This is a genomic window from Helicobacter jaachi (assembly GCF_000763135.2).
GTDB classification, from domain to species: domain Bacteria; phylum Campylobacterota; class Campylobacteria; order Campylobacterales; family Helicobacteraceae; genus Helicobacter_C; species Helicobacter_C jaachi.
This window is the reverse complement of the sequence record NZ_JRPR02000004.1, coordinates 107,967-130,636: the sequence shown is the minus strand read 5'-3', so window position 1 is coordinate 130,636 and position 22,670 is coordinate 107,967. Positions and strand designations below refer to the sequence as shown.

Genomic DNA, 22,670 nt, shown 5'->3' with positions numbered 1-22,670 from the left:
CATAACTAAAAGCACAAGACTTAATCACATAAAACATACACCACACAATAGGCAAGAAACAAAATAAGAATATATGGGAGTTGAAGAGCATTTAGCCTCCAATGTTGGCTCTTATAAGCTCGCCCATTTTTTTGCAGCCTACAAGGTGCATATTCTCACTCATCATATCTCCCGTGCGGTAGCCCAAATCTAGCGTTTTTTGCACTGCTTGCTGAATGCTTAGACTTTCTTGCTTTAGTCCAAAAGCATATTCTAGCATCATTGCCGCAGACAAAATTGTGCCTATGGGATTTGCCTTATCCATTCCAGCAATATCAGGCGCACTGCCGTGGATTGGCTCATATAGTCCTAAAGTGCTATTTGAGAGTGAGGCAGAGGGGATAACGCCAATCGTGCCTGTGATAATGCTCGCCTCATCGCTTAGAATATCGCCAAACATATTTTCTGTCAAAATCACATCAAATTGACTAGGTTCTCTGCAAATTTGCATAGCCGCATTATCCACATACATATATGATAGCGCGATATGCGGGTAGTGTTTAGCCACCTGCTCTACCACCTCTCTCCATAGCCTTGAGCTGCTTAGCACATTTGCTTTATCCACGCATACTACGCGTTTTTTGCGTTTATTTGCAATTTCAAAGGCTACTTTGGCAATAGATTCTATCTGTGAGGCGCTATAAGTCATCGCATCGCTAGCGACTTTTTCTCCATTAATTTCTTTTATACTATGCTCGCCAAAATACGCCCCACCAATGAGTTCTCGCACGATGACAAAATCAATCCCATGTTTTAAAATCTCGCTCTTTAGTGGGCTTGCATCATGCAGTTGTGGTAAAAGTGTAGCTGGGCGGATATTTGCAAATAATCCTAGCTCTTTTCTTAAGCGCAGTAAAGCACTCTCCGGGCGATTATGACTTGGCTCTTTGTCCCACTTAGGACCGCCCACAGCTCCTAAAAGCACGCTATGGCTTTGCTTGCATATCTCAAGGCTTTCTTGTGGCAGGCACTCCCCGCACGCATCAATGGCGCAGCCCCCTGCTAAAACTTCTGCAAAAATAAATTCATGCTTATAGCGCTTTGCTATTATTTCAAGCACACTTTTAGCCTCGCTTACCACCTCCCTGCCAATGCCATCTCCATAAATGAGCGCGATTTGTTTTTTCATTTTGCTCCTTTGCTTTCTGCCCTTTTAGCAATCCAATTAAGGTAACCATTGGCATTAATGATTTCTTGTATGAAGGGCGGAAAGGGCGTAGTTTTAAACTCTTCATTGCTTCTATAATCTTTAATCACTCCCCCATCAAAGTCAATCTCCACCTCATCGCCATTTTCAATGGCATTGGCAATGGCTTCAGATTCTATAATTGCAAGCCCGATATTAATGGCATTACGATAAAAAATGCGCGCAAAAGATTTAGCAATAATGCATGAAATCCCACTTGCTTTTATGGCAATAGGCGCGTGTTCTCGACTACTTCCACAGCCAAAGTTCCACCCTCCAACCATAATATCACCCATTTTTACATTTTTTACAAAATCCTTATCAATATCCTCCATACAATGACTCGCTAGCTCCTTGTGGTCTGCAGTATTTAAATATCGCGCGGGGATAATTACATCTGTATCGACATTATCCCCATATTTATGGACAATTCCTTTGGCTTTCATCTTTGCTCCTTTTTTATGCGATTTATGGGTTAGATTCTATAATACATCTTGTGGCGAGCTTAGAATCCCACGCACTGCGCTTGCTGCTGCCACTTCTGGTGAAGAGAGATATACTTCGCTTGTTACATGTCCCATACGCCCCACAAAGTTGCGATTAGTTGTAGAAACGCATTTTTCATTCGCTGCTAAAATCCCCATATGCCCGCCAAGACAAGGTCCGCAAGTAGGTGTTGAAACTACGCAACCAGCCTTAATAAATGTCTCCAAATAACCTCTATTAATGCACTCTAAATAAATATTTTGTGTAGCGGGGATAATAATGCAGCGCGTATTTTTTGCGATATTTTTATCCTTTAAAATCTCCGCAGCCACCGCCATATCGCTTAATCGCCCATTTGTGCAAGAGCCAATAACTACTTGGTCAATCTTAATTTCCCCCCAATCATCTTTCTCTTTAGTATTTTCAGGCAAATGCGGAAAAGCCACTGTGTGATTTATAGAATCTAGGTCAATGTCAAAGACTTGCTCATACTCTGCATCATCATCTGCTTTGTAGATTCTAAACTCCCTTTTTGTGCGCCCTTTGGCATAATTAATCGTAATATCATCTACCTCAAAAATGCCATTTTTTGCCCCTGCTTCTATAGCCATATTTGCGATGCACAATCTATCATCGATGGTTAAGTGCTTTAAGCCCTCTCCACCAAACTCCATACTTTTATACAGCGCGCCATCTACGCCAATTTTGCCAATAATGTGCAAAATCACATCTTTGCCGCTCACATAAGGGCGCAACTTGCCTTTGAGATTAAACTTCATCGCCTTTGGCACCTTAAACCATGCCTCACCGCTTGCCATGCCTACTGCCATATCTGTTGAGCCTACACCTGTGCTAAACGCTCCTAGTGCGCCATAAGTGCAGGTGTGAGAATCTGCGCCGATGATTAAATCACCAATGGTTACAATGCCTTGCTCTGGCAAAAGCGCGTGTTCTACGCCCATATTGCCCACATCATAGTAATGTGAAATATCAAAATCTTTAGCAAAGCACCGACATTGCGCGCTTTGAGTAGCAGCCTTAATGTCTTTATTAGGTGCGAAATGGTCCATTACTAGAGAGATTTTATTTTTGTCAAATACCTTTTCAAACTTTGCTGCCTTAAAGGCATTAATCGCCACAGGCGTGGTAATATCATTACCTAGCACCATATCAAGTTTTGCCATAATCAAATCATTTGGGCGCACGGATTCTAATCCTGCCCTATCAGCTAATATTTTTTGCGACATTGTCATTCCCATTTTCTACTCCTTATATAGAATCTTGTTGTTGTAAAATACGATTAAGCGCGCTCACAAGCCCGTTTATTGAAGCGATAATAATATCACTATCAATGCCCACGCCAAAGCATTTCTTGCCATTGCTTTCAATCTGCACATAAGAGACAGCAGAAGAGTTTGAGCCTTGATTGAGCGAATGCTCACTATAGTCAAGAATATCAAATGCTATTCCTAAATATTCTCTTAGCGCGCTTGCTACACTATCAAGCCGCCCATTTCCGCTGCCATTAATATGCGTGTGTTTAAGCCGTGGCATATTTGGAAGCATTTTAAGCCTTACGCCAAACTTATATTCTGCGTCCTCATCATTTTGACAAAAGCAAAAATCATCAATAGCAAACAAAGCCTTAAAATTCACAAACTCATTTTCAAAAATCTCGCAAATCTCACTAGGGCTCAACTCTTTATGCGCCTTATCGGAGATGTGTTTGACATAATATGAAAACTCCTCCCTAAAAAGTGGTGGGAGATTTACCCCATAATGATTATGCAAAATATAGGCAATGCCGCCCTTGCCGCTTTGTGAATTTATGCGGATAACATCACTTTCATACACGCGCCCTACATCTGCTGGGTCAATGGGCAGGTATGGCACGCTCCAAGTGCTAAGATTATGCTCTTTGTGATATGCCATGCCTTTTGCAATGGCATCTTGATGAGAGCCGGAAAATGCCGCAAAGACAAGCTTTCCAGAATACGGCTGCCGCTCATAGACTTGCATTTTAGTAACTTCCTCATACAAATCACAAATTGCAGGCAGATTGCTAAAATCAAGTTTAGAATCTACGCCATGTGAAAACATATTCATAGCTAGCGTGATAATATCCACATTGCCCGTTCGCTCGCCATTGCCAAAGAGTGTGCCCTCAATCCTATCTGCTCCTGCTAGTAGTCCTAGTTCCGCATCAGCCACAGCGCAGCCTCTATCATTATGCGGGTGCAGGGATACAAGCACATTTTCCCTCGCATAAAGATGCTTTGAGATATACTCCACTTGACTTGCATAGATATGCGGTAGGCTCATCTCCACGGTTGCAGGGAGATTAATGATAGCCTTTTTTTCAGGCGTTGGCGCAAAAATATGTAGCACCTCATTACATACCTCAAGCGCGTAGTCAATCTCTGTGCCGCTAAAGCTTTCAGGCGAATACTCAAATCTAAAATTGCCCCTTGTCTTATGCGCATATTCTTGGAGGTATAGCGCTCCATTGCGCGCAATTTGCTTCACTTCTGCTTGCGATTTTTTAAACACCTGCTGGCGTTGGGCAAAAGAAGTAGAATTATACATATGCACAATGGCATTTTTGCACCCATCTAAGCTCTCAAAAGTTTTTTTGATAATATGCTCTCTTGCTTGAGTAAGCACTTGTATGGTTACATCATCAGGGATTAAATCTTGCTCAATAAGTGTGCGCACAAAGCGAAATTCAGTCTCACTCGCCGCAGGGAAGCCCACTTCAATTTCTTTAAATCCAATTTGCAGCAGCAGCTTAAAAAAAGAGAGTTTTTCTTGCAGGTTCATAGGTGTGATAAGGGCTTGATTACCATCGCGTAAATCCACGCTGCACCACAATGGCGCGCGCTCAATATATTCTTTTTTACTCCAGTCCAAACACACACAAGGGGGCATATAATAGCCCCTTTGATACTTCCTGTAATTCATAAAAACTCCTTGAAAAATTGCTGCAAAAGCGCAATTCTAGCAACAAAAACTATACAAGCGATAAAGATTATTATAAAATACATGCTTTTGAGAGATTTTGTGAATGTCGCACCAATTTGTCTAAGTGCGCCAAAATGCTAGCCCACTACCTTTGCAAAGAGAAAATTTTGCTTATGCGCAGTAATGCGCGCACGATAGTAGCCCTCTTTTAGCGCTAAAGGCTCGCCATTTGTATCACAAAGCTCGCTATCGTTAATAAGAATCTCCCCATCAATGTCCCGCCCCCATAGCTTTAAGCGCGCTTTGTAGAAATACTCACTCATCTCGCTTTTGCCCTCGCAGATAATATCTACTTCTTGATTGAGCAGGGCTTTATTATGCGCTTTGTGCTGGGCTTTAATAATTTTATTAAGCGCAGTAATGCGCGCATTTGTGAGCTTTGCACTAATTTTATTGGGCATACTAAAAGCGGGTGTATTTTCTTGGGGCGAATAGGCAAATAAATTCGCCCTATCAAAGCCAAAATCCTGCACAAAATCACACAGCTCTAAAAAATCTCGCTCACTCTCCCCGGGGTGTCCTAGCACAAAGCTCGTGCGCACAAAGCTTTGTGGCACTGCTTTCATAGCCTTTAAAAGCTCAATATGCCTTTTCTTATCTGCACCACGCCGCATAAGGCTTAGCATAGAATCTGCAATGTGTTGAATTGGCATATCAAAGTAGGGCAAAAAACTTTTTGATTGCGCAATAGATTCTATAAGTTGCAGGCTTGTAGTGGTGGGGTAGAGATAAAAGATTCTTGCACTTATAGGGAGATTAAGCTTATCAACAGCATGAATGAGTGCAATTAAGCCATCTTTTTGCCCTAAATCACGCATATACGAGCTAGAATCTTGAGCGATAAATGTAAAGTCCCTAAAGCCCTGCACGTAGAGATTTTCTAGCTCTTTAATGGCTGAAGATAGCGTGCGCGAGTGCAGCCTACCCTTAAAAGTGGGGATTGCGCAAAAGCTACAAGATTGATTGCAGCCCTCACTTAGCTTGATATAGGCATGAAACCTTGAGCCAATAATCACGCGCTCATTATGCCAATCGCTCAAAAATACGCCTTGTGAGCGCACACTCTTAAGTTCTTGTATCATCACATCAATCTTATCATAATCCCCCACGCCTGTGATAATATCAATTTCAGGGATTTCTGCTCGCAGCTCTTTGGTGTATCTTTGCGATAAGCAGCCGCTTACCACTAGTATCGCGCCATTTTTGCGCTTATTTGAAGCATCAAGGATAGTTTGGATACTCTCTTGCTTTGCAGATTCTATAAATCCGCAGGTATTTACAATAATCACATCTGCTTCGTCAATGTGCGGCGTTAAGGCAAAATGTTTCAATCGCCCAAGCATTACTTCAGAATCTACTAAATTCTTTGTGCAGCCTAGCGAAATAAGGTGCAAGCTTTTACTCACTCAAAATATCCCAGATTCTATAAATTAGTGCAAAGCCGTATTTAGCTCGATTTTGCGATTGCTTCTAAAGGCTATCATCTTTCCACTTTGGCTATCGCAGCGGAAGTGAATGCCATTTTTGCCCGATAACTCCCTACCTTTGTAGAGATTGCTTTCATTGATGACAAAAGTATCATTGATTTGTGCTATTTTTGCTGCTTCTTCTGGCTTTATGTAAAATACCCCGCCTGCTAGCACCGCGATGCCACCATCGACAATGCAGCCATCGCCTAGACTAATGCCTGTAGCGCTATTAACGCCTAGCAAGCAATTTTTACCAATGCTTATAGGCTCTGTATTGCCACCACTTAGCACACCTAGAATACTAGCACCCCCACCAATGTCTGTGCCTTCACCCACCACCACGCTTGAGCTAATGCGCCCTTCATTCATACAAGCCCCTAGTGCGCCGGCATTAAAATTCACATAGCTTGCGCCGGGCATTTGCGTGTAGCCACCATTGCCAAGATACGCTCCAAAGCGCGTTTTTGCCGCATCTAAAAGACGGATATTATCAAATTGCGGAATGACTTGCATTAAATATCGCGGGAATTTATCTACAAAATCAATATGGGGGAATGTCCCCTCTACCTTTAAGCGCACTTCATTTTCTCTTAACCATTCAAGCTCATAGGGCTTATTCCCGCTCCACGCGACATTTTGCAATAATCCAAAAATCCCATCAAGCTGCAAGGAGCGCAGAGGAGCTTTGCCCAAAGAGAGTGCGAGCAATTTAAGATATGCAGATTCTACACTTTCGCATTTTTCATCTTTGTAAATCACGCAAAAGCGATAGCGCGCCCTGCCGCCTTTAGTTTTAAGCTTTCCTTTGTCGGCTTGCTTTTTTAATTCTAAAATGACTTGAATATTTTTATGCGTTTGATTATCGCTCAATGCCTCGCTTAAAAAGGGCGTATAAAGCTCCAAAGCCTTATCTACAAACGCTTGCGTAATGCCATAAACTGCCTCATTTTCACTTTGTGATAAACTCTCTGCTGCTTGCGCACTTTCACACAAAACCGCATAAGTCCCTAGATTTTCCCCGCTCCAATTCATCGTAGGATAAGTGGCGCATAGCACGGCTTTAGACTTTTTGCCAATCTCCACACGCGCAATCCCAAACCCCAAAGGCTCTTTATAATCTGCTCTTTTTTGATACTCATCAACAAATAATTTAAATTTTTGAATGCTCATGCAAACTCCTTGTATAGAATCTAAAGTCATAAATAGCGTGAGGGCTTATTGTATAGAATCTAAGCTTAAGATTTTAGTATCTCGCACAAAGGGCGAGCAAATAAGAGAACAGAATCTAGACTAAATAATAGGCTATATAAAGCCATTTAAGAGGCTTTTATATACCATAAACTTAAGCCAATGAGTGCCACAAGCGCCACAAAAAGCCCTACAAAAAATCCCACAAACGAAAATAGCTCATATTTAAATAGCGCTATAATCGCGCCCGCAAGCGCTAAATAGCTTAATATACGCAAAAATGCGATACTCATTTGCGTCCCTAGTGTGAATTTGGTGGAAAAATCTGTGAAAAATGCGCCTTTTTCTTTTGCCCCCTGTTTATTTTTACCCTCTTTTGAGTGCGTTTTGGGGGATTCTTGCGCGGGCAAATGTTTTAATTTTTTAAGCATAGCAAGGAATGAGCTGCCCACTATGCACACATTTCCCACAAAGCCTACTTCAAAGCTAAGCATAATATTAAGCCCACATTGATAGCCCACAAGCGCGCCAAACACTGCTATAGCACATAATAAACTTACGCTTATGCCTTGTATGCCTGCCTTTTTAGTATTAGTAGTATTTGCCACTTAAGCTATCTTCCTCATCATCGCTATCATCAATCTTTTTGCTTTCACTCTGCGCGGGCTTGTAGGTATAGCGTGGGTTATTTGCTAGCTCTTGAGCTTGTCGCTGCTGCCTTTTGTATGCTTTATAAAGATTTAAAATAGCCGCGCCTATGCCCCATACCACGCCTAGCCAAAATGTCCATTTTGCACCGCTTAAATGCTCTAGCCCTATGCCTATGCCTATGCCTAGCAAGACTGCCACGACTATAGAAATGCCTACACTTAGCTCATTTGCGCCCTCTACGATAGGGGTTAGCCTGCCTTTGTGTTTTTGCTCTTTGTCCATTGTAGATTCTATAATTATTCGTGTGTAATCTCTATAAAGGCTTGTGCGGCTTTTGCAATCACTTCATCAATCATTGCTTCGTCCATAGGTGCGCATATAAAGCCCGTTTCAAACTGCGAGCAAGCAAAATACACGCCCCTTTCTAGCATTTTTTGATGAAAGCGCGCAAACATATTTGTGTCGCTTTTTTTCGCATCATCAAAATTTTTAACCACATCTTCATTAAAGAAAAAGCCAAACATACTCCCGCGATAATCCACTTGCAAGGGGATTTGACAATCTTTTGCAGCACTTTGCAAGCCTTGCGTTAGTCGTTTAGCCAAGCTCTCTAGTTGCTCATATAAATGCGCTTTTGCTTTAATTTGCGATAAAGTGGCAATGCCCGCACTCACAGCGATAGGATTACCACTAAGCGTGCCAGCTTGATATACGCCACCTAAGGGGGAGAGCATATCCATAATATCTGCACGCCCACCAAATGCAGCCAACGGCATACCTCCGCCAATAACTTTGCCATAAGTGACCAAATCTGCTTCTACTTCATACAGCCCAATAGCTCCTTGCACCCCAGCTCTAAACCCGCTCATTACTTCATCAATGATTAAAAGCGCGCCATATTCATCACATAATGTGCGCAAATTATGCATAAAGGTTTTATCAGCAGGCACAAATCCCATATTCCCAGCCAATGCTTCAATAATCACGCACGCTACATTTTTGCTTGTCTCAAAGCATGCCCGCACAGAATCTATGTCATTGTAGCGCGCTACTAAAGTATGTTTAGATATATCCTTTGGCACGCCCGGCGAACTAGGTGTGCCAAAAGTCGCACAGCCGCTCCCCGCAGAAACGAGCAAACTATCGCTATGTCCATGATAGCAGCCATCAAATTTAATAATATCATCTTTGCCACTATATGCTCTAGCCAGACGCAGCGCACTCATAGTCGCTTCTGTGCCGGAATTTACAAGGCGCATTTTTTCTGTAGCGTGATGACTTAGCGCCATAATTTGCTTAACTAATGTCGTTTCTTTCTCTGTGGGTGCGCCAAAGCTTAATCCATCTTTGATAGCAAGATTAAGCGCAGATTCTATAAATGCATCAGCATGCCCAAAAATGAGCGGTCCCCAGCTCTGCACAAAGTCAATATAAGCATTGCCATCTTCATCATAAATATATGCGCCCTTGCCTCTAGCGATAAATCGCGGCGTGCCGCCCACACTGCCAAATGCCCTAACAGGTGAATTTACTCCGCCGGGAATGACTTGCTTTGCCTCGTTAAAATCATTAATACTATGCAAAATTTCCATATAAATCCTTTGTGCTTTTGTATGCTTGTGTGGCAGCGCCTAAATTATAGAATCTAGCCTTTTAGATTCTATAAAATAACTAAGATTGTAGCGCGCTTGTGTTTAATCCTTGATAATATAAGGGCTTTAAGTGCGCTAAAAATGTAAAAATAAAAAATATTTATTTTCTTATTTTACAATGATTAGATATTTCAATTTTAAAGGAGCAAATATGAAAAAAGTGCTAGCCACTCTTGGTTTGGTTGGTAGTTTGGCGTGTGCAGCAAGCATTGATACCCAAAAGGCAGAAGTGAAATGGACAGCGTTTAAAACACCTGCAAAAGTAGCCGTAACAGGGAGCTTTGATGATGTGAAGTTTAAATTTGGCAAGCCTAATAAAACGCAGGATTTAGAATCTCAATTGAGCAATGCCACAGCCACTATTGATATTATGAAAGTAAATCTAGGCGATGAGACTAAAAACGCTAATGTGAAGACATTTTTCTTTGATAGTTTTGCTAAAAAAGACCCTATCAAAGTTACTTTTAAAGATGTAATTGAGGGCAAGGATAAAGGCACGATTTTAGCCAATGTGCGTATGAATGGCAAAACACAAAAAGTGCCTATGCAATTTGAAGTGAGTAATGGCAAGCTTGTGGCTAAAGGCGTGCTTGATTTAAGCGAGTTTGGGCTTGATGGCGCTAGAGTGAGCTTGCAAAATGCTATTCCAGAGCATGAAAAACTTACTTGGACGCAAGTTGAAATCGCCTTTGAAGCGCCCGTGAAATAGCTCTCTTTTAAGATTTTGCACTAGCTATGGTTGGCGCAAAATCTTAGCCCTTTGTGCAAATCTCTTTTTGTCTATTTAATACAATGTGTCAAAATGCGATTTTTCTACAAATTTTGTGTAAAATCTACACTATTCTTACTCTACTTTAAGACATAAGCGACTAACATCTTTACCTATATCAAATTTTAAGGAGCGAGCTATGTCCTCTCTGCTGCGCCATTTAAGCATTCGCTTTCAAATCTTAGCCCTTGTTGGCATTCCAGTGATTGCTCTTATTGTGTTTTTATTTTTTCGCCTAAGTGATACGCTAGATTCTATCACGCAAGCCAAAACCCTAAAAGAGCAGATTTATATTTCTGAGCAGCTCTCAAAATTCGTGCATGAAATGCAAAAAGAGCGCGGTATGACAGCGGGCTTTTTGGCTAGTAAGGGGGCAAAATTTGCCAGCGAGTTAAAAACCCAGCGCGTGGAGACAGACAAGGCTTATGAGATTTTTAGACAAATGGTTGCAGCAGGCAGCCATTTGCCCACAGCCTATCTCACACAGCTTAATCAAGGTTTAGACCTAGCTAGCAAAATCACTCAAACGCGTGAGTTAGCCGATAAATCTATCACCGAGCAAACGCAAGTAACGCCCAAAGTGATAGGCTACTACACCTCCACAATAGCCTTTTTGCTTGATAGCGTTTTAGAATCTACCAAGCTTATTGATGATGCGACTTTGGCAAAATCAATGATAGCCTATACGAATTTCCTCTACTCAAAGGAGCGTGCGGGGTTAGAACGTGCTACAGGTAATGGGATTTTTGCAAGCAATGCTGTGCCAAGTGATGCTAATTTTAATAAATTTATCGCCCTAATTGCCGAGCAAGAAGCGTTTATGAAGCTTTTTTTATCCCTTGCGCATGGAGAAAGTTTGAGATTCTATAATGAGAGCATTAAGCATGAGAGCTTTGCAAAAGTGCAGCAAATGCGCGATATTTTAGAATCTAAGCGGCACACAGGTGAATTTGGCGTGGAGGCAAAGGTGTGGTTTGATACTATTACGATAAAAATCAACTTGCTTAAAGATGTCGAGGATTTTTTGGCAAATTACATTAATGGCATTGTGGATTCGCATATCCAAAGCCTGCAAAATGAGCTTATTATTTTTATTGCATTAGAGGGCATTGTAGCGGTGTTGGCACTTGTGTTATGCGTGGTGGTGGTAAGAAATATCATTAAGCGCTTAAGTAATATTAACACAAAGCTTTCATATATTACTGAAAATAAAGATTTAACCGCGCAAGTAAGCGTGCTAGCAAATGATGAGATTGCCTCAATGGCAGGCTCTGTGAATAGCTTTATAAAATACATTCATAATGTATTTTTAGAAGTGGCAAAGCAGGCAAAAAATAATCTCTCCATCACAGATACGCTAGTAGATATTTCTCATAAACTTGAGAGTAACACCAAAGACATTGCCAAAATTTCAGCTGATAATACAGATTTAGGCAAGACTAGCCGCGAGATTATCGAGCAGAATATCACGCTTTCAAACGCGACAAAAGAGGCTTTAGAATCTGTGCTAAATAATATGAGCCAAACAAAGCATATTATAGAATCTATAAGCGCTGAAATTGAAGAAGATGCGCAAAAAGAGGACGCAAATGTAAGTAAGATTCTCTCCCTTACTAATGAGGCGAAAAATATTCAAAATGTGCTTGTGGTCATAACCGATATTGCCGAGCAAACCAATCTTTTAGCGCTCAATGCCGCCATTGAAGCCGCACGCGCAGGCGAGCATGGGCGGGGCTTTGCGGTGGTGGCAGATGAGGTGCGAAAGTTAGCTGAGCGCACGCAGCATTCTATTACTGAAACGAGCGGGATTATTCAATCGATTTTGCAGTCTATTAATGAGATTTCAACCGATATGGAAAATAGCTCCAAATCTATGCAGGATTTAACGCAGCAATCTAGCGCGATGAAAGAAAATATAGAATCTCTCTCGCAGCTTGTGCAAGAAGCTATGGAAAAATCTCTCTCCAGCCTTGAAGGCGCGCAGAAGGTTAATTCTAACACTTCAGCGATTTTGGATAATGGCATTAAAATCGCGCAATGCGTGGAGTCTATCGTGGAGATAAGCGGACAAATGCAGGAAAGTTCAGGCACGCTTGGCGCGCAAACTAAGGCACTTGATAATAAACTTGAGGCGTTTAAGATATAGTAGATTCTATATTTTTGTAGAATCTAGCGCAAAAAGTGCAAAATTTGTGCGATATTATAGAATCTAGCCTCAAAAAACAAGTTGATAGATGCTTTAAGCAGCTATAACTTTATACTTTAGGCGCAAATATGGGCTTTGCTCATATTTGCAAGATGCGCGCGGCTTTTTATAAAAAGCAATAGCGCGGAAATTATAGAATCTAGCCTTAAGATTTATAAGCAAAATATAAGCGCACGGCGCGTAGTTGCAAAGGAATAGAATCTACTTTAAAGATTGCAAGAAATTAGCATAAAGCGCATCAAGCTCGCTAATGGCTTGCTTATACGCCTTGCTTTGGTTGGTAGATTCTAAAGTAGATTCTAGAATCTGTATGCGTTTGAAAAGGTATTCAAACACAGCCCTATCAATATCAGGCAGTTTGTTAATGGCATGGGCTTCTTTGGCGCGTCCTTTGACGATAACGCGTGCGGGGATACCCACTGCTGTGCAGTCTGCTGGCACATCTTTAACCACTACGGAGTTTGCGCCAATTTTGGCATTCTCACCAATAGTAATATTGCCCAAAATCTTTGCTCCAGCGCCGATAACTACGCCATCACAAATAGTTGGGTGGCGCTTAACCTTGCTTAAACTCGTGCCGCCTAGCGTTACGCCTTGATAAATCATCACATCATTGCCCACTTCAGCCGTCTCGCCAATGACAACGCCTGTAGCGTGGTCGATAAATACGCGCCTGCCGATAATGGCTGCGGGGTGAATATCCACATTAGTGATAAATCCTGTAAGCCCCATAATAATGCGCGCTAGCACTCTAAAGCCCGCTTTATGCAAGCGATGAGCGATTCTATAATGCACTAGCGCGATTAAGCCCGGGTAATTAAAAAATAGCTCGATACTTTTGTTGATAGCGGGGTCTTTTTGGCGAATAATGCAAAAATCCTCTTTGATAATGGTCCATAATCCTGCCTTATGGTGTAAATCACATATTTTGGCGGGAGTATTATTATTTATCTCTTCACTCATAATCGCCTCTAATCTCCCTTAGTGGCGATAGTGCGCAAATAGCCATTTTCGCTTAGCATAATATACAATCGCCCTAGCATTTCTTTCTTACCCTCGCTATCAAGCTCTTGATTTTCCTCAATATGCTGCCTTAGACGCCGCTCGATGTCTTTTGTGTCATAATCTAAATCATCTAGCACATCTAAAATCGTTTGGGCTTCAATGAGATTGCATAACTCATAGCCTTTATTTAATTCATCATCAAAGACTACGCTAAATTCTGTGGGGTGAGTAAAAAGATTATGCCGCATGCCTAGCACTTCTTGATACGCGCCAACTAAGAAAAAGGCTAGAAAATATTCCTCTTTTGTTACATCAACATCATGCAAAAATAGCGGCTGCGTGGCATTAAAGGCAATCTCTCCATCAGAATCACAAGTAATATCCCATAAACTCGCGCTACGATTAGGGCGGCGATTAAGCCTATCAAGGGGCATTACAGGGAAACTTTGGGCTAATCCCCAATAATCAGGCAGGCTTTGGAAAAAGCTGCAATTAAGCAAATATCGCTCTTGGACTTGCTCTTGAATGCGCAAAATTTCATTATAATTTTTATGTTTTAGCAATTTAATGACTTTTTTGATGATTAAATGCACCAATACTTCAGTATTGCTCCTATCTTGCAAGTCAATATAGCCCAAATCAAAAAGCGTGAGCAAAGATTCCATATGGTCAAGGCTATCGTGCAGGTATTCGATAGCATTTTTCTCAACCACACTATTATACAAATCAAAAAGCTCCTCAATAAGCATAGGATTGTGCTTTTTAAGCTTTAAAGCCTTTTCATCATATTCTTGAGAGAATAGCTCTAGCACGGGCGCGATTAAAACGGCGTGATTTGCCGCGATGTATCGTCCAGATTCTATAAATATATCAGGCTCTGGCTCTTTTTTATTCTTAGCAATTTCACGCAGGGAAAAGACCACATCGCCGCTAAATTCGCTTAGTGTGTAGTTGCAATTATTTTTACCCTCATGCTGGGTGTATTCTACAGCTAATCCGCCGCCGATATTGACACACTGCAAGTTTTTAGCGCCCTTTTTGCGAAGCTCTGCATAAATATTGCCCGCCTCTCTTAATGCCTTTTTTAGTGGTGAAATGTCGCTAATTTGACTGCCAATATGAAAATGAATCATCGTAAATTTATGCAGCAAATGCTCCTTTTCAAGCATATTTATCGCCTCTAGTAGCTCCGTGCTAGTAAGCCCAAATTTAGCATTTATCCCACCGCTTTTTGCCCAAATGCCAATGCCCGTGCTGTGCAGGCGGATTCTTAGTCCGATATTAGGATATGGCTCGCCCTGCTCCTTTGCCACTTCAATAATCGTCTCTAGCTCATTTAGCCCTTCAATGGTAAGCGTAATATTATGCCCCATATTTGCCGCGATAAAGCCTAAGGATATCATCTCTTTATCCTTAAAACCATTCACAGTAATAGGCGAATGTTTATTCGTATAAGCCATAGCTAAGATAAGCTCTGTCTTGCTGCCCGCTTCTAAACCATAGCATTTATCCTTGCTTTGCTCCATAAGCGGCAGGATAAAATGAGGCATTTGATTGACTTTGAGAGGGAAAACGGCTTTGAATGAGCCTTTGTAGGAGTATTCTTTGATAGCTTTTTCAAAGGCTTTAAATACTTTATCCACTTGATTTTTAATTAAATGCGGGAAGCGTAATAAAAGCGGTCCTTTGTAGCCTTTCTCACGCACATCTTGGACAATATCAATAAGGGCTGGCTTGTGCTTGTGATTGACTTTGACCTTACCATCTTGGATAATAAAGTCATTATTGCTCCAAAAGTTAATTCCATAATCCACCATATCACTCCCCTGTGCGCGTGAAATTTAAGTGCGGCATTATAGCACTTTGCGTTTAAATTAACAAAATAAGAATATACTTAAAATCCTAACAGCAAAGCTAATAGCACATAAATGGAGCAATCACTAACTGGAGTAGGCTAAATGGATAGTTTTATCATGCCACGCCTTGAGATAGCAGAGCATAAGTATGATTTTCTGCACGCGCTTATGCAAGATATACAAAATCTCGCACTCATAGAGCGTGATTTATCGCACTTTTATATCGAAGTGATTATGCTAGATTCTAAGCAAATGCAAGATATTAATCGTGTGCATCGCGGCATTGATAAAAGCACTGATGTCTTAAGCTTTCCACTAGCGCTAGATTCTATAACGGATTTAGATTCTATAAATGAGCCTTTGTGCTTGGGGAGCGTGGTGATTAATGTGCAGCTAGCCACTCAAATGGCACAGCAGCTTCATCATAGCGTGCAAGATGAGATAAGCTTACTTTTTATCCATGGGTTTTTGCATATTTTAGGCTATGACCATGAGCAAGATGAGGGCGAGCAGCGGGCTTTGGAGCAGCGCATTATAGAATCTTTGCATTTAAAACAAAGCCTCATTGTGCGCGCACAAGGCTAAACACAATGCGCACAATGCAGAAAAATACCAAAAAGGATTAAAATGCCCAAAAATAACGCACCACAGCACAATACCTCACAGCATTACGCGCAAAAGCTTGAGTTTATGCGCTCTATTTTGCCCTATTTTAGTGAAGGCTTTGTGCTAAAGGGCAGTGGGGCTTTGGGGTTGTTTTATGGGCTAAATCGCTATGCTAGGGATTTAAACTTTGATAGTATGAGCGAGCATCTTAATTTTATGGAGTGCTTAGAGGCGCATAAGGATTTTAAACGCTGGCGCATTTGCGAGCAGAGGGAGAGTGAGACAAGCTTTAGCGTGGTGATTGAGTATGGTTTGGATTTAGAGGCGCGCGATAGTTTAAAGATAGAATCTAGCGCGATTTATAGCGCATTTTTGCGCCATAATTATTTAGATGTGGATAATATCTTGGGTGTCAAAGTCTATGCCCTACACGAGCTTATAGCGATGAAAAAATGGGCTTTTGGCAATAAAGAAAGAATAAGGGATTTGTATGATTTGCACTTTTTACTTGAGCATTATCCACAATATTTTGATAAAAATACACTCCTTGATATGTATATGCAAATAAGCTATATGGAGGCTAGCACTATTGAGGCGCGGCTTAATGCCGATGTAGCAGCAGGCAAGATTGTGTTTGTAGATACTAGCACTAAGCTTGATACGGCGTATTTTGCGCAAAATATGCTTGCAAAAATATCCCAAATGCTTAAAGGCAAGGCAAAGTAATGCAATATATCCTTAAAAATAAAGATATAGATGTATTGTGCTTTGAGGTGCAGTTGGCAGATAGCACAAATCTTAGCACCATAAGGGTGCGCATTATAAATGTATTTAATGAGGCGCTGCTGCCTATGGGGATAAAAAGGCAAAGTCTAGATTCTATATCATTAGATGAAGCGCTGCTTACTTGGATTAAGGCTAGGAAAATCCCACACCACAGGGAAAATGCACCCTATATCGTTGCCACATATAGTGATTATGGTAATGAGGGGGTTATGGATTACATTCACGCGGGCTTTGGCTTAGGGCTGAATGATAGCTATTGGATTATGCCTATAGAATCTACGCCAAATATGACAAAGCATGAGTTTATGAGTAGTGCGCATACTCCCGCACGGTGGAAAGATGTCAATTTGTATGAAAATGCCTTTTTAGAGAGTGTGGAGCGAGCAGCCTTTGGACTTTTTGCTAAAAGATTGCAGCCCATAAGTCTTTCACCCGAATACACCACTAATGGTATGCTCAAAAAATGTTGGCACAGAAGTAAAGATAGAATCTGCCTCTATAAAGCTTCTAGCAAGATGTTTGGCATAGGCGGCGAGGCATATAGCGAATATTATATGGCTCAAATTGCGCGCGTTTTGGGCTTTAATGCCATAAGCTATGATTTGCAAATGTTTTATGATGAGGTGGTGAGCGTTTGTGAGATATTTACTAGCCAAGATGAAGGCTATGTGCCTATGGCGCAGTGCCTCAATGCCAGAGAGAGAAAAATGAGAAAAAACTCACAAAATAATGTCATAGAGCATATTCTTAGGCTTTATGACAAGGCTGCTTTTGAAGATTTAATGCTTTTTGATGCTATTATTTATAACGCTGATAGGCATTTGGGCAACTTTGGCATGATAGTGGATAACAACACAGGCGCGCCCTTGCGTCCCGCGCCTATTTTTGATAATGGACTTTCGCTCATCGCCACTTTAGAGGAAGCGTATTTAAATGATATAGATACCGCACTTGCGCGCGATAAGAGTTATTTTGATATACCTTTCACAGAGCAAATGCGCCTTTATGTGCGAGAGCGACATTTAGAACATCTCACTAAACTTTGTCATTTTGAATTTACTAAGCACCCTAAATATAATCTTGCAGATTCTATCCTTGAGCCTATAAATAAGCATTTGCAACGCCGGGCAAGGCAGGCAATAGCATTGTGTGAGGAAAAGCAACAGCGTGGAATTTATAGAATCTAACCTCAAAAAACAAGTTGATAGATGCTTAAAGCAGCTATAACTTTATACTTTAGGCGCAAATGTGAGCTTTGCTTACATTTGTAAGATGCGCGCGGCTTTTTATAAAAAGCAATAGGGTGGAATTTATAGAATCTAGCCTGCAGATTCTATAAATTTAGTCATATCGCGGCTTACTGCTCGCGAGTGCTTTGCGTGGTAGTTGTCTCCACACTTGGCATTTTGATGCTTACATTTTGATTGCTGCAAGCCTTATATGTGACAATGAGCATGACAATATACACAATAGGCACTAGCACAAAGCCTATGATAACGTAGCATAAAAGACCCGAAAGCACTAAGCACACTACAAATAAAAACGCCACAAAAAAGCTTTTCAAAAAGCTCCATTTGCCAACCAACCAGCAGGAGAAAAACATGCCCAAAGGTCCAAAGAAAAATGCTAAAATCGCCCCCAAAAATCCAGATGAGCCAGCATCTACTTTCACATTTACGGTGGTTTCTTGAGTTTCGCTCATTATCACTCCTTTTTGATTATAAGTATTAAAAACGCGCGATTTTATACAAAAATATATAAATAAGTCAAGTCGCATATACGCCCATATAGCGCGTATATAAGCCCTTAACCTTTGGTATTATCTACTAGCCATTGCTTGTAGGTGGGCGCTGCTTTTGCTTCAAAACTCACAATTTCAGGGATTTTGTAACTATGATTGGCATATATAAGCTGCCTAATCTCTTCATAATGCTCTTTTAGCGCTTTAAATATGAGCAGGTATTCGCTCTGCTTATGCACGCGTTTGCGCCATACATATTGGCTTTTAATCTTAAAATACTGCACGCATGGCACAAGATGAGATTCTATAAGGATATTTGCAAGCTTTTTGGCTTCCTTTTTGTTACTTGCAGTGGTGTGGATAACTAACATTAGACTTGCTCCTTTATGTGGTTTTGTGCGCAATTTGAGGTAATTTATAGAATCTAGCCTAAAGCCATTGCGGATTTGCCGTAAAGCTCACAGAGAGCCATATTTTGTAGCTAGGGATTTCAAGGGCTTTTTGAATACGCTCACGAATATCATCAAACTCCTGCATAGTTTTGGGCTTAAAATTCTTATGTGTGAGGATATTAACCTCCACCATATAAAACCGCCCAGATTTCGCGACATGCGTATCATAATCACTAAATCCATACTCCACGCTTAAAGATTCCATAATATTTGTAATTTTTTCATCAATCTCCTTTGGCGCTACCATCATCAAATCTTTGAAATTTGCCACAGCTATGCGAATAGGAGACACGCACAGCATAAGTGATAAAATAGCCAAAAGCGCAGGGTCAATATATCGCTTTATGTGTAAATGCGGCAGCCAATAAATAATGCCAAACGCCACCAGTGCGCCCAAATACAGCACGCAATCAATTTTCCATTCTGTATTATCAACTTTCACCAAATCAGATTCTAAAGCTCGCACATAAAGCAAAGTGTATCCATAAAGCAGCGCGCAAAATACAAATGCACACAGGCTATACACCACCGCGCCGCCCACTTCCACATCATAACCACCATTAATGATACTATGCAGCGCGTTTATAAAGGCATACACGCATACAAATACAAGCACAAGGGATTTAAACAAATTCACCATAGGTTCAAAGCGCACATAGCCATATTGAAACACATCATCATCTTCTTTATAAATATAGCGCGAAGTAATCACGCTTAGCATTCCTAGCCCTACGCTTACGAGCGCCACAAAGCCATCAAACATAACCGCCATAGATTTGACATAAATGCCAAAGCCTATGCCAAAAATAGCCAAGAAAAGCGCGCTAAACATCGATACTTCAAGCACTTTTTGTTCTGTTTTGAGCGCTTGCGCGGGCGTGCGCACTTTATTATCCCGCACACTTGTGCCATAATGCTTTATCTGCCGCGAGAGCAAGGCGCGTATGAAATTCATTTATCCCCCTGTATTTAAGCCTAAAGCGTTCATTATAGCTTCTTTGGCTTTGAATTTAGCTATTTTGCATTATAATACAGAATCTAGATTCTATAAACGGGGTGGGTTATGAAAAAAAGCGACACAAAAGGCAAAATAAAAAAAGTAGTCCTCGCATACAGCGGGGGGCTTGACACAAGCGTGATTTTAAAATGGCTAGGCGACACTTATGGCTGTGAAGTCATCACATTTACCGCAGACATCGGGCAGGGCGAGGAAGTAGAGCCAGCGCGCCAAAAAGCCCTGAAACTCGGCATCAAAGCAGAGAACATTTTCATACAAGATTTAAGAGAGGAATTCATCAAAGACTTCGTATTCCCCATGTTTCGCGCAAACACGATTTATGAGGGCGAATACCTGCTGGGTACTAGCATCGCCCGCCCGCTAATCACAAAACACTTAGTAGAGATAGCAAAAAAGGTCGGCGCAGATGCCATAGCACACGGCGCCACAGGCAAGGGAAACGACCAAGTGCGCTTTGAGCTAGGCGCATATGCGCTAAATCCAGACATCAAAGTCATCGCGCCGTGGCGTGAGTGGGATTTAAACAGCCGCGAAAAACTGCTAAAATACGCAGAAAACGCAGGTATCCCAATCGAAAAAAAGAAAAATAAATCGCCCTATTCAATGGACGCAAACCTGCTGCACATAAGCTATGAGGGGCAGATTCTAGAAGACCCAAACGCAGAGCCTGAGGAGAGCATGTGGCGATGGAGCGTTTCGCCCTTGGACGCGCCAGATAAGGCAGAGAGCGTGGTTATAGGCTTTGAAAATGGCGATGGCGTGAGTGTGAATAGCAAGAGGCTTAGCCCTGCGGCGTTTTGGACGCGCCTAAATGAGCTAGGTGGTAAGCATGGCATCGGGCGGCTTGACTTGGTCGAAAATCGCTATGTGGGTATGAAGTCGCGCGGCTGCTATGAGACGCCAGGGGGCGCGATATACCTAAAGGCGCACCGCGCGATAGAATCTATCACGCTAGATAGGGAGGAGGCACATTTGAAAGATTCTATAATGCCGCGATATGCGGAGCTAATCTATAATGGATATTGGTTTAGCCCCGAGCGGCAGGCACTTCAGGCACTGATTGATAAGACGCAAGAGCGCGTGAGTGGCGAAGTGCGACTGAAACTTTATAAGGGCAATGTGATGGTGGTTGGGCGAGTGAGCCAAAACTCCCTATTTAACGCGGCTTACAGCACTTTTGAGGAGGATAGCGTGTATGACCAAAAGGACGCCGCTGGGTTTATAAAACTTAACGCCTTGCGCTTTATTATCGCGGGGAAAGCTAAGGTGAGTGGTAAAGGTAAGGGCGGGGCAAAGGCGCAGGGAATGGCTACTCAAAACAAGGCAGATAGCGCTAAAATAGTGCAAACTAAGCCCGCCAAGAGTGTTAAGAATACCAAAAAATAGCGCAAAATAAACACAAGTATTAAGCAGATTCTACAACGCAAAGACCCATGCGCCACCTTTTTAGAATCCAGATTCTAAAAAGGGCTTTTGCATGTCCTAAGTCACCACTACAGCTCTCATTTACAATAACGGAAACACATTCCTTGCGATATACTCAAGCTCCTCTTTCATATTCGCACACTGCACGATGAGCAAGTCTAGCCCAGCCTTTTTATACGCGCGAATTTTCTCCGCCACACTTTGCGGCGTGCCCACAAGTCGCGGACGCAAGCCACGATTAGACACGCTATACTCCTCCTTGCTAATCTCCACATTCAAATTTGAATTATCTGTAAAATCCTTATATGAATTTTCATACGCCGCAAAGTCCTTGATATTGGTAATACGCGCTAGCTCGGCATCTGCTTCTGCTTGCGTATCGCGCACTATCATATAGACTGCCATTCCATAGCCTTGAAAGTCGCTCAATCCAGCCCTAGCGCGACGCGCGCGCATATCAGCGATTTTAGATTCTATCTCTTGGAGCGTGCCACCATGCATAAGATACTTATCAGCAAAATGCGTAATCGCCTCTCGCCCCACCTCGCTCTCACCGCCTGCATACACCAGCGGCATACGCTTTGGCTTTGGCTCATTGTAGGCATTCTCAAAGTGAAAATATTTTCCCTTATAGCTAAAAGGAGTATCACGCCAAAATCCACGCAAAACATCGGTATATTCGCGCGTGAGCGTGTATCTATCATCGTGAGCATCAAAGCTAATGCCATATTGCCGCGCCTCCTCCTCCCACCACGCGCTCACCATATTTATGCTAAAGCGATAGTTTGAAATCTCCGCAATCGTGGCAATTTGCTTCGCAGTAATGGCTACTTGATGATACTGCGGGCGCAGCGCTGCTAAAATCTCAATTTTAGAAGTAATCGCAGCCAAGCCATTTGCCACCGCCCACGCATCAAGCACAGGCGCGCTATGCCCTTTAATATCATTCAAATACAGCTCAGGCACGAGCGTTAGCGCGTATCCTAGCGCCTCCGCACGCAGCGCCAAATCGCGACAATACTCCCAGCTACACTGCGTGCTATCATCATCTACATTCCTAAGCCAGCTGCCAAACACAGGCGTCCAATAGCCAAACTGCATTTTCTCTGCCATT

Annotated in this window: 23 protein-coding genes; 8 read left to right on the top strand and 15 right to left on the bottom strand. The window is 42.0% G+C overall.

Features of this window, described 5'->3' with window-relative positions; all coding sequences use genetic code 11:
- Window positions 1–91: 91 nt before the first annotated feature.
- The 6 genes from leuB to LS71_RS06585 all read right to left on the bottom strand — a co-directional run bounded on the left by leuB (window position 92) and on the right by LS71_RS06585 (window position 7,371).
- Window positions 92–1,168, bottom strand: coding sequence for a 3-isopropylmalate dehydrogenase (gene leuB / locus LS71_RS06610; protein WP_138109863.1), 1,077 nt, complete (start codon window positions 1,166–1,168; stop codon window positions 92–94).
- Window positions 1,165–1,671 carry a 3-isopropylmalate dehydratase small subunit gene (leuD, locus tag LS71_RS06605; protein WP_034354632.1) on the bottom strand — a complete coding sequence of 169 codons (507 nt, stop codon included), beginning with the start codon at window positions 1,669–1,671 and terminating at the stop codon, window positions 1,165–1,167. Before leuD ends, leuB begins: the two co-directional genes overlap by 4 nt.
- A 36-nt stretch (window positions 1,672–1,707) precedes the next feature.
- On the bottom strand, window positions 1,708–2,970 hold the full coding sequence (gene leuC, locus LS71_RS06600; protein WP_034354629.1) for a 3-isopropylmalate dehydratase large subunit: 1,263 nt from the start codon (window positions 2,968–2,970) through the stop codon (window positions 1,708–1,710).
- 10 nt (window positions 2,971–2,980) lie between these two features.
- Window positions 2,981–4,672, bottom strand: coding sequence for a 2-isopropylmalate synthase (locus tag LS71_RS06595; protein ID WP_034354626.1), 1,692 nt, complete (start codon window positions 4,670–4,672; stop codon window positions 2,981–2,983).
- A 137-nt stretch (window positions 4,673–4,809) separates the two neighbouring features.
- Window positions 4,810–6,138, bottom strand: coding sequence for a 30S ribosomal protein S12 methylthiotransferase RimO (gene rimO, locus LS71_RS06590; RefSeq protein WP_034354623.1), 1,329 nt, complete (start codon window positions 6,136–6,138; stop codon window positions 4,810–4,812).
- Between the two features lie 24 nt (window positions 6,139–6,162).
- A complete protein-coding gene (locus tag LS71_RS06585; protein WP_034354620.1) occupies window positions 6,163–7,371 on the bottom strand; it encodes a 2,3,4,5-tetrahydropyridine-2,6-carboxylate N-succinyltransferase in 1,209 nt (402 codons plus the stop codon).
- On the opposite strand from LS71_RS06585, the gene LS71_RS09820 reads away from it, so the two are divergent.
- On the top strand, window positions 7,370–7,495 hold the full coding sequence (locus tag LS71_RS09820) for a hypothetical protein (protein WP_275050990.1): 126 nt from the start codon (window positions 7,370–7,372) through the stop codon (window positions 7,493–7,495). The two genes, LS71_RS06585 and LS71_RS09820, sit on opposite strands and share 2 nt — an antisense overlap.
- A gap of 22 nt (window positions 7,496–7,517) precedes the next feature.
- On the opposite strand, the gene LS71_RS06580 is transcribed toward LS71_RS09820, so the two are convergent.
- Genes LS71_RS06580 through hemL form a run of 3 tightly spaced genes read right to left on the bottom strand, consistent with a single transcriptional unit; the run spans window position 7,518 to window position 9,632 of the window.
- Window positions 7,518–7,997 (bottom strand): hypothetical protein, encoded by a 480-nt coding sequence (locus LS71_RS06580; protein WP_034354618.1) that lies wholly within the window; start codon window positions 7,995–7,997, stop codon window positions 7,518–7,520.
- Complete coding sequence (locus LS71_RS06575; RefSeq protein WP_034354615.1) at window positions 7,981–8,322, bottom strand: AtpZ/AtpI family protein; 342 nt, start codon at window positions 8,320–8,322, stop codon at window positions 7,981–7,983. The genes LS71_RS06580 and LS71_RS06575 overlap by 17 nt, the downstream gene beginning before the upstream one ends.
- Window positions 8,323–8,336: 14 nt before the next feature.
- Window positions 8,337–9,632 carry a glutamate-1-semialdehyde 2,1-aminomutase gene (gene hemL, locus LS71_RS06570; RefSeq protein WP_034354613.1) on the bottom strand — a complete coding sequence of 432 codons (1,296 nt, stop codon included), beginning with the start codon at window positions 9,630–9,632 and terminating at the stop codon, window positions 8,337–8,339.
- 211 nt (window positions 9,633–9,843) lie between these two features.
- On the opposite strand from hemL, the gene LS71_RS06565 reads away from it, so the two are divergent.
- On the top strand, window positions 9,844–10,401 hold the full coding sequence (locus LS71_RS06565) for a YceI family protein (protein WP_034354610.1): 558 nt from the start codon (window positions 9,844–9,846) through the stop codon (window positions 10,399–10,401).
- 199 nt (window positions 10,402–10,600) lie between these two features.
- Window positions 10,601–12,607 (top strand): methyl-accepting chemotaxis protein, encoded by a 2,007-nt coding sequence (locus LS71_RS06560; RefSeq protein ID WP_034354608.1) that lies wholly within the window; start codon window positions 10,601–10,603, stop codon window positions 12,605–12,607.
- Window positions 12,608–12,868: 261 nt separating this feature from the next.
- On the opposite strand, the gene cysE is transcribed toward LS71_RS06560, so the two are convergent.
- Window positions 12,869–13,630: a serine O-acetyltransferase gene (gene cysE / locus LS71_RS06555; protein WP_081946264.1), complete on the bottom strand. Its 762-nt coding sequence runs from the start codon at window positions 13,628–13,630 to the stop codon at window positions 12,869–12,871.
- Window positions 13,631–13,638: 8 nt separating this feature from the next.
- On the bottom strand, window positions 13,639–15,489 hold the full coding sequence (speA, locus tag LS71_RS06550) for an arginine decarboxylase (RefSeq protein WP_034354606.1): 1,851 nt from the start codon (window positions 15,487–15,489) through the stop codon (window positions 13,639–13,641).
- Between the two features lie 141 nt (window positions 15,490–15,630).
- On the opposite strand from speA, the gene ybeY reads away from it, so the two are divergent.
- From ybeY to LS71_RS06535, 3 genes are read left to right on the top strand one after another with little or no spacing between them, the layout of a single operon-like run.
- Entirely contained in the window at window positions 15,631–16,113 is a 483-nt protein-coding gene (gene ybeY, locus LS71_RS06545; RefSeq protein WP_034354604.1) for an rRNA maturation RNase YbeY, read from the top strand.
- Between the two features lie 42 nt (window positions 16,114–16,155).
- Window positions 16,156–16,860 (top strand): nucleotidyl transferase AbiEii/AbiGii toxin family protein, encoded by a 705-nt coding sequence (locus LS71_RS06540; RefSeq protein WP_034354602.1) that lies wholly within the window; start codon window positions 16,156–16,158, stop codon window positions 16,858–16,860.
- Complete coding sequence (locus LS71_RS06535; RefSeq protein ID WP_034354599.1) at window positions 16,860–18,107, top strand: HipA domain-containing protein; 1,248 nt, start codon at window positions 16,860–16,862, stop codon at window positions 18,105–18,107. Before LS71_RS06540 ends, LS71_RS06535 begins: the two co-directional genes overlap by 1 nt.
- A 170-nt stretch (window positions 18,108–18,277) precedes the next feature.
- Here the strand turns inward: LS71_RS06535 and LS71_RS06530 are convergent, their stop codons facing one another.
- The 3 genes from LS71_RS06530 to LS71_RS06520 all read right to left on the bottom strand — a co-directional run bounded on the left by LS71_RS06530 (window position 18,278) and on the right by LS71_RS06520 (window position 20,068).
- On the bottom strand, window positions 18,278–18,622 hold the full coding sequence (locus LS71_RS06530; protein WP_034354596.1) for a hypothetical protein: 345 nt from the start codon (window positions 18,620–18,622) through the stop codon (window positions 18,278–18,280).
- Window positions 18,623–18,726: 104 nt separating this feature from the next.
- Window positions 18,727–19,032, bottom strand: a complete 306-nt coding sequence (gene cutA / locus LS71_RS06525) for a divalent-cation tolerance protein CutA (protein ID WP_034354594.1) — start codon at window positions 19,030–19,032, stop codon at window positions 18,727–18,729.
- Window positions 19,033–19,090: 58 nt separating this feature from the next.
- Window positions 19,091–20,068 carry a cation diffusion facilitator family transporter gene (locus tag LS71_RS06520; RefSeq protein ID WP_034354591.1) on the bottom strand — a complete coding sequence of 326 codons (978 nt, stop codon included), beginning with the start codon at window positions 20,066–20,068 and terminating at the stop codon, window positions 19,091–19,093.
- Here LS71_RS06520 and LS71_RS09815 point away from each other — a divergent pair.
- Together LS71_RS09815 and LS71_RS06515 are read left to right on the top strand one after the other, a co-directional pair.
- Window positions 20,058–20,180 carry a hypothetical protein gene (locus LS71_RS09815; RefSeq protein ID WP_275050989.1) on the top strand — a complete coding sequence of 41 codons (123 nt, stop codon included), beginning with the start codon at window positions 20,058–20,060 and terminating at the stop codon, window positions 20,178–20,180. The two genes, LS71_RS06520 and LS71_RS09815, sit on opposite strands and share 11 nt — an antisense overlap.
- Window positions 20,177–21,517 (top strand): argininosuccinate synthase, encoded by a 1,341-nt coding sequence (locus LS71_RS06515; protein WP_081946263.1) that lies wholly within the window; start codon window positions 20,177–20,179, stop codon window positions 21,515–21,517. Before LS71_RS09815 ends, LS71_RS06515 begins: the two co-directional genes overlap by 4 nt.
- 120 nt (window positions 21,518–21,637) lie before the next feature.
- On the opposite strand, the gene LS71_RS06510 is transcribed toward LS71_RS06515, so the two are convergent.
- Window positions 21,638–22,669, bottom strand: coding sequence for an LLM class flavin-dependent oxidoreductase (locus LS71_RS06510; RefSeq protein ID WP_238700365.1), 1,032 nt, complete (start codon window positions 22,667–22,669; stop codon window positions 21,638–21,640).
- Window position 22,670 lies beyond the last annotated feature (1 nt).

What these genes read in the sequence shown, in the direction of transcription:
- LS71_RS06585 (WP_034354620.1), bottom strand. Translation starts at nt 7,371, where the DNA reads ATGAGCATTCAAAAATTTAAATTATTTGTTGATGAGTATCAAAAAAGA.
- leuB (WP_138109863.1), bottom strand. Translation starts at nt 1,168, where the DNA reads ATGAAAAAACAAATCGCGCTCATTTATGGAGATGGCATTGGCAGGGAG.
- LS71_RS06530 (WP_034354596.1), bottom strand. Translation starts at nt 18,622, where the DNA reads ATGAGCGAAACTCAAGAAACCACCGTAAATGTGAAAGTAGATGCTGGC.
- LS71_RS06565 (WP_034354610.1), top strand. Translation starts at nt 9,844, where the DNA reads ATGAAAAAAGTGCTAGCCACTCTTGGTTTGGTTGGTAGTTTGGCGTGT.
- cysE (WP_081946264.1), bottom strand. Translation starts at nt 13,630, where the DNA reads ATGAGTGAAGAGATAAATAATAATACTCCCGCCAAAATATGTGATTTA.
- LS71_RS09815 (WP_275050989.1), top strand. Translation starts at nt 20,058, where the DNA reads ATGAAATTCATTTATCCCCCTGTATTTAAGCCTAAAGCGTTCATTATA.
- LS71_RS06520 (WP_034354591.1), bottom strand. Translation starts at nt 20,068, where the DNA reads ATGAATTTCATACGCGCCTTGCTCTCGCGGCAGATAAAGCATTATGGC.
- LS71_RS06595 (WP_034354626.1), bottom strand. Translation starts at nt 4,672, where the DNA reads ATGAATTACAGGAAGTATCAAAGGGGCTATTATATGCCCCCTTGTGTG.
- LS71_RS06510 (WP_238700365.1), bottom strand. Translation starts at nt 22,669, where the DNA reads ATGGCAGAGAAAATGCAGTTTGGCTATTGGACGCCTGTGTTTGGCAGC.
- LS71_RS06535 (WP_034354599.1), top strand. Translation starts at nt 16,860, where the DNA reads ATGCAATATATCCTTAAAAATAAAGATATAGATGTATTGTGCTTTGAG.
- LS71_RS06540 (WP_034354602.1), top strand. Translation starts at nt 16,156, where the DNA reads ATGCCCAAAAATAACGCACCACAGCACAATACCTCACAGCATTACGCG.
- leuD (WP_034354632.1), bottom strand. Translation starts at nt 1,671, where the DNA reads ATGAAAGCCAAAGGAATTGTCCATAAATATGGGGATAATGTCGATACA.
- LS71_RS09820 (WP_275050990.1), top strand. Translation starts at nt 7,370, where the DNA reads ATGCAAACTCCTTGTATAGAATCTAAAGTCATAAATAGCGTGAGGGCT.
- LS71_RS06560 (WP_034354608.1), top strand. Translation starts at nt 10,601, where the DNA reads ATGTCCTCTCTGCTGCGCCATTTAAGCATTCGCTTTCAAATCTTAGCC.
- speA (WP_034354606.1), bottom strand. Translation starts at nt 15,489, where the DNA reads ATGGTGGATTATGGAATTAACTTTTGGAGCAATAATGACTTTATTATC.
- cutA (WP_034354594.1), bottom strand. Translation starts at nt 19,032, where the DNA reads ATGTTAGTTATCCACACCACTGCAAGTAACAAAAAGGAAGCCAAAAAG.
- leuC (WP_034354629.1), bottom strand. Translation starts at nt 2,970, where the DNA reads ATGGGAATGACAATGTCGCAAAAAATATTAGCTGATAGGGCAGGATTA.
- ybeY (WP_034354604.1), top strand. Translation starts at nt 15,631, where the DNA reads ATGGATAGTTTTATCATGCCACGCCTTGAGATAGCAGAGCATAAGTAT.
- hemL (WP_034354613.1), bottom strand. Translation starts at nt 9,632, where the DNA reads ATGGAAATTTTGCATAGTATTAATGATTTTAACGAGGCAAAGCAAGTC.
- LS71_RS06575 (WP_034354615.1), bottom strand. Translation starts at nt 8,322, where the DNA reads ATGGACAAAGAGCAAAAACACAAAGGCAGGCTAACCCCTATCGTAGAG.
- LS71_RS06515 (WP_081946263.1), top strand. Translation starts at nt 20,177, where the DNA reads ATGAAAAAAAGCGACACAAAAGGCAAAATAAAAAAAGTAGTCCTCGCA.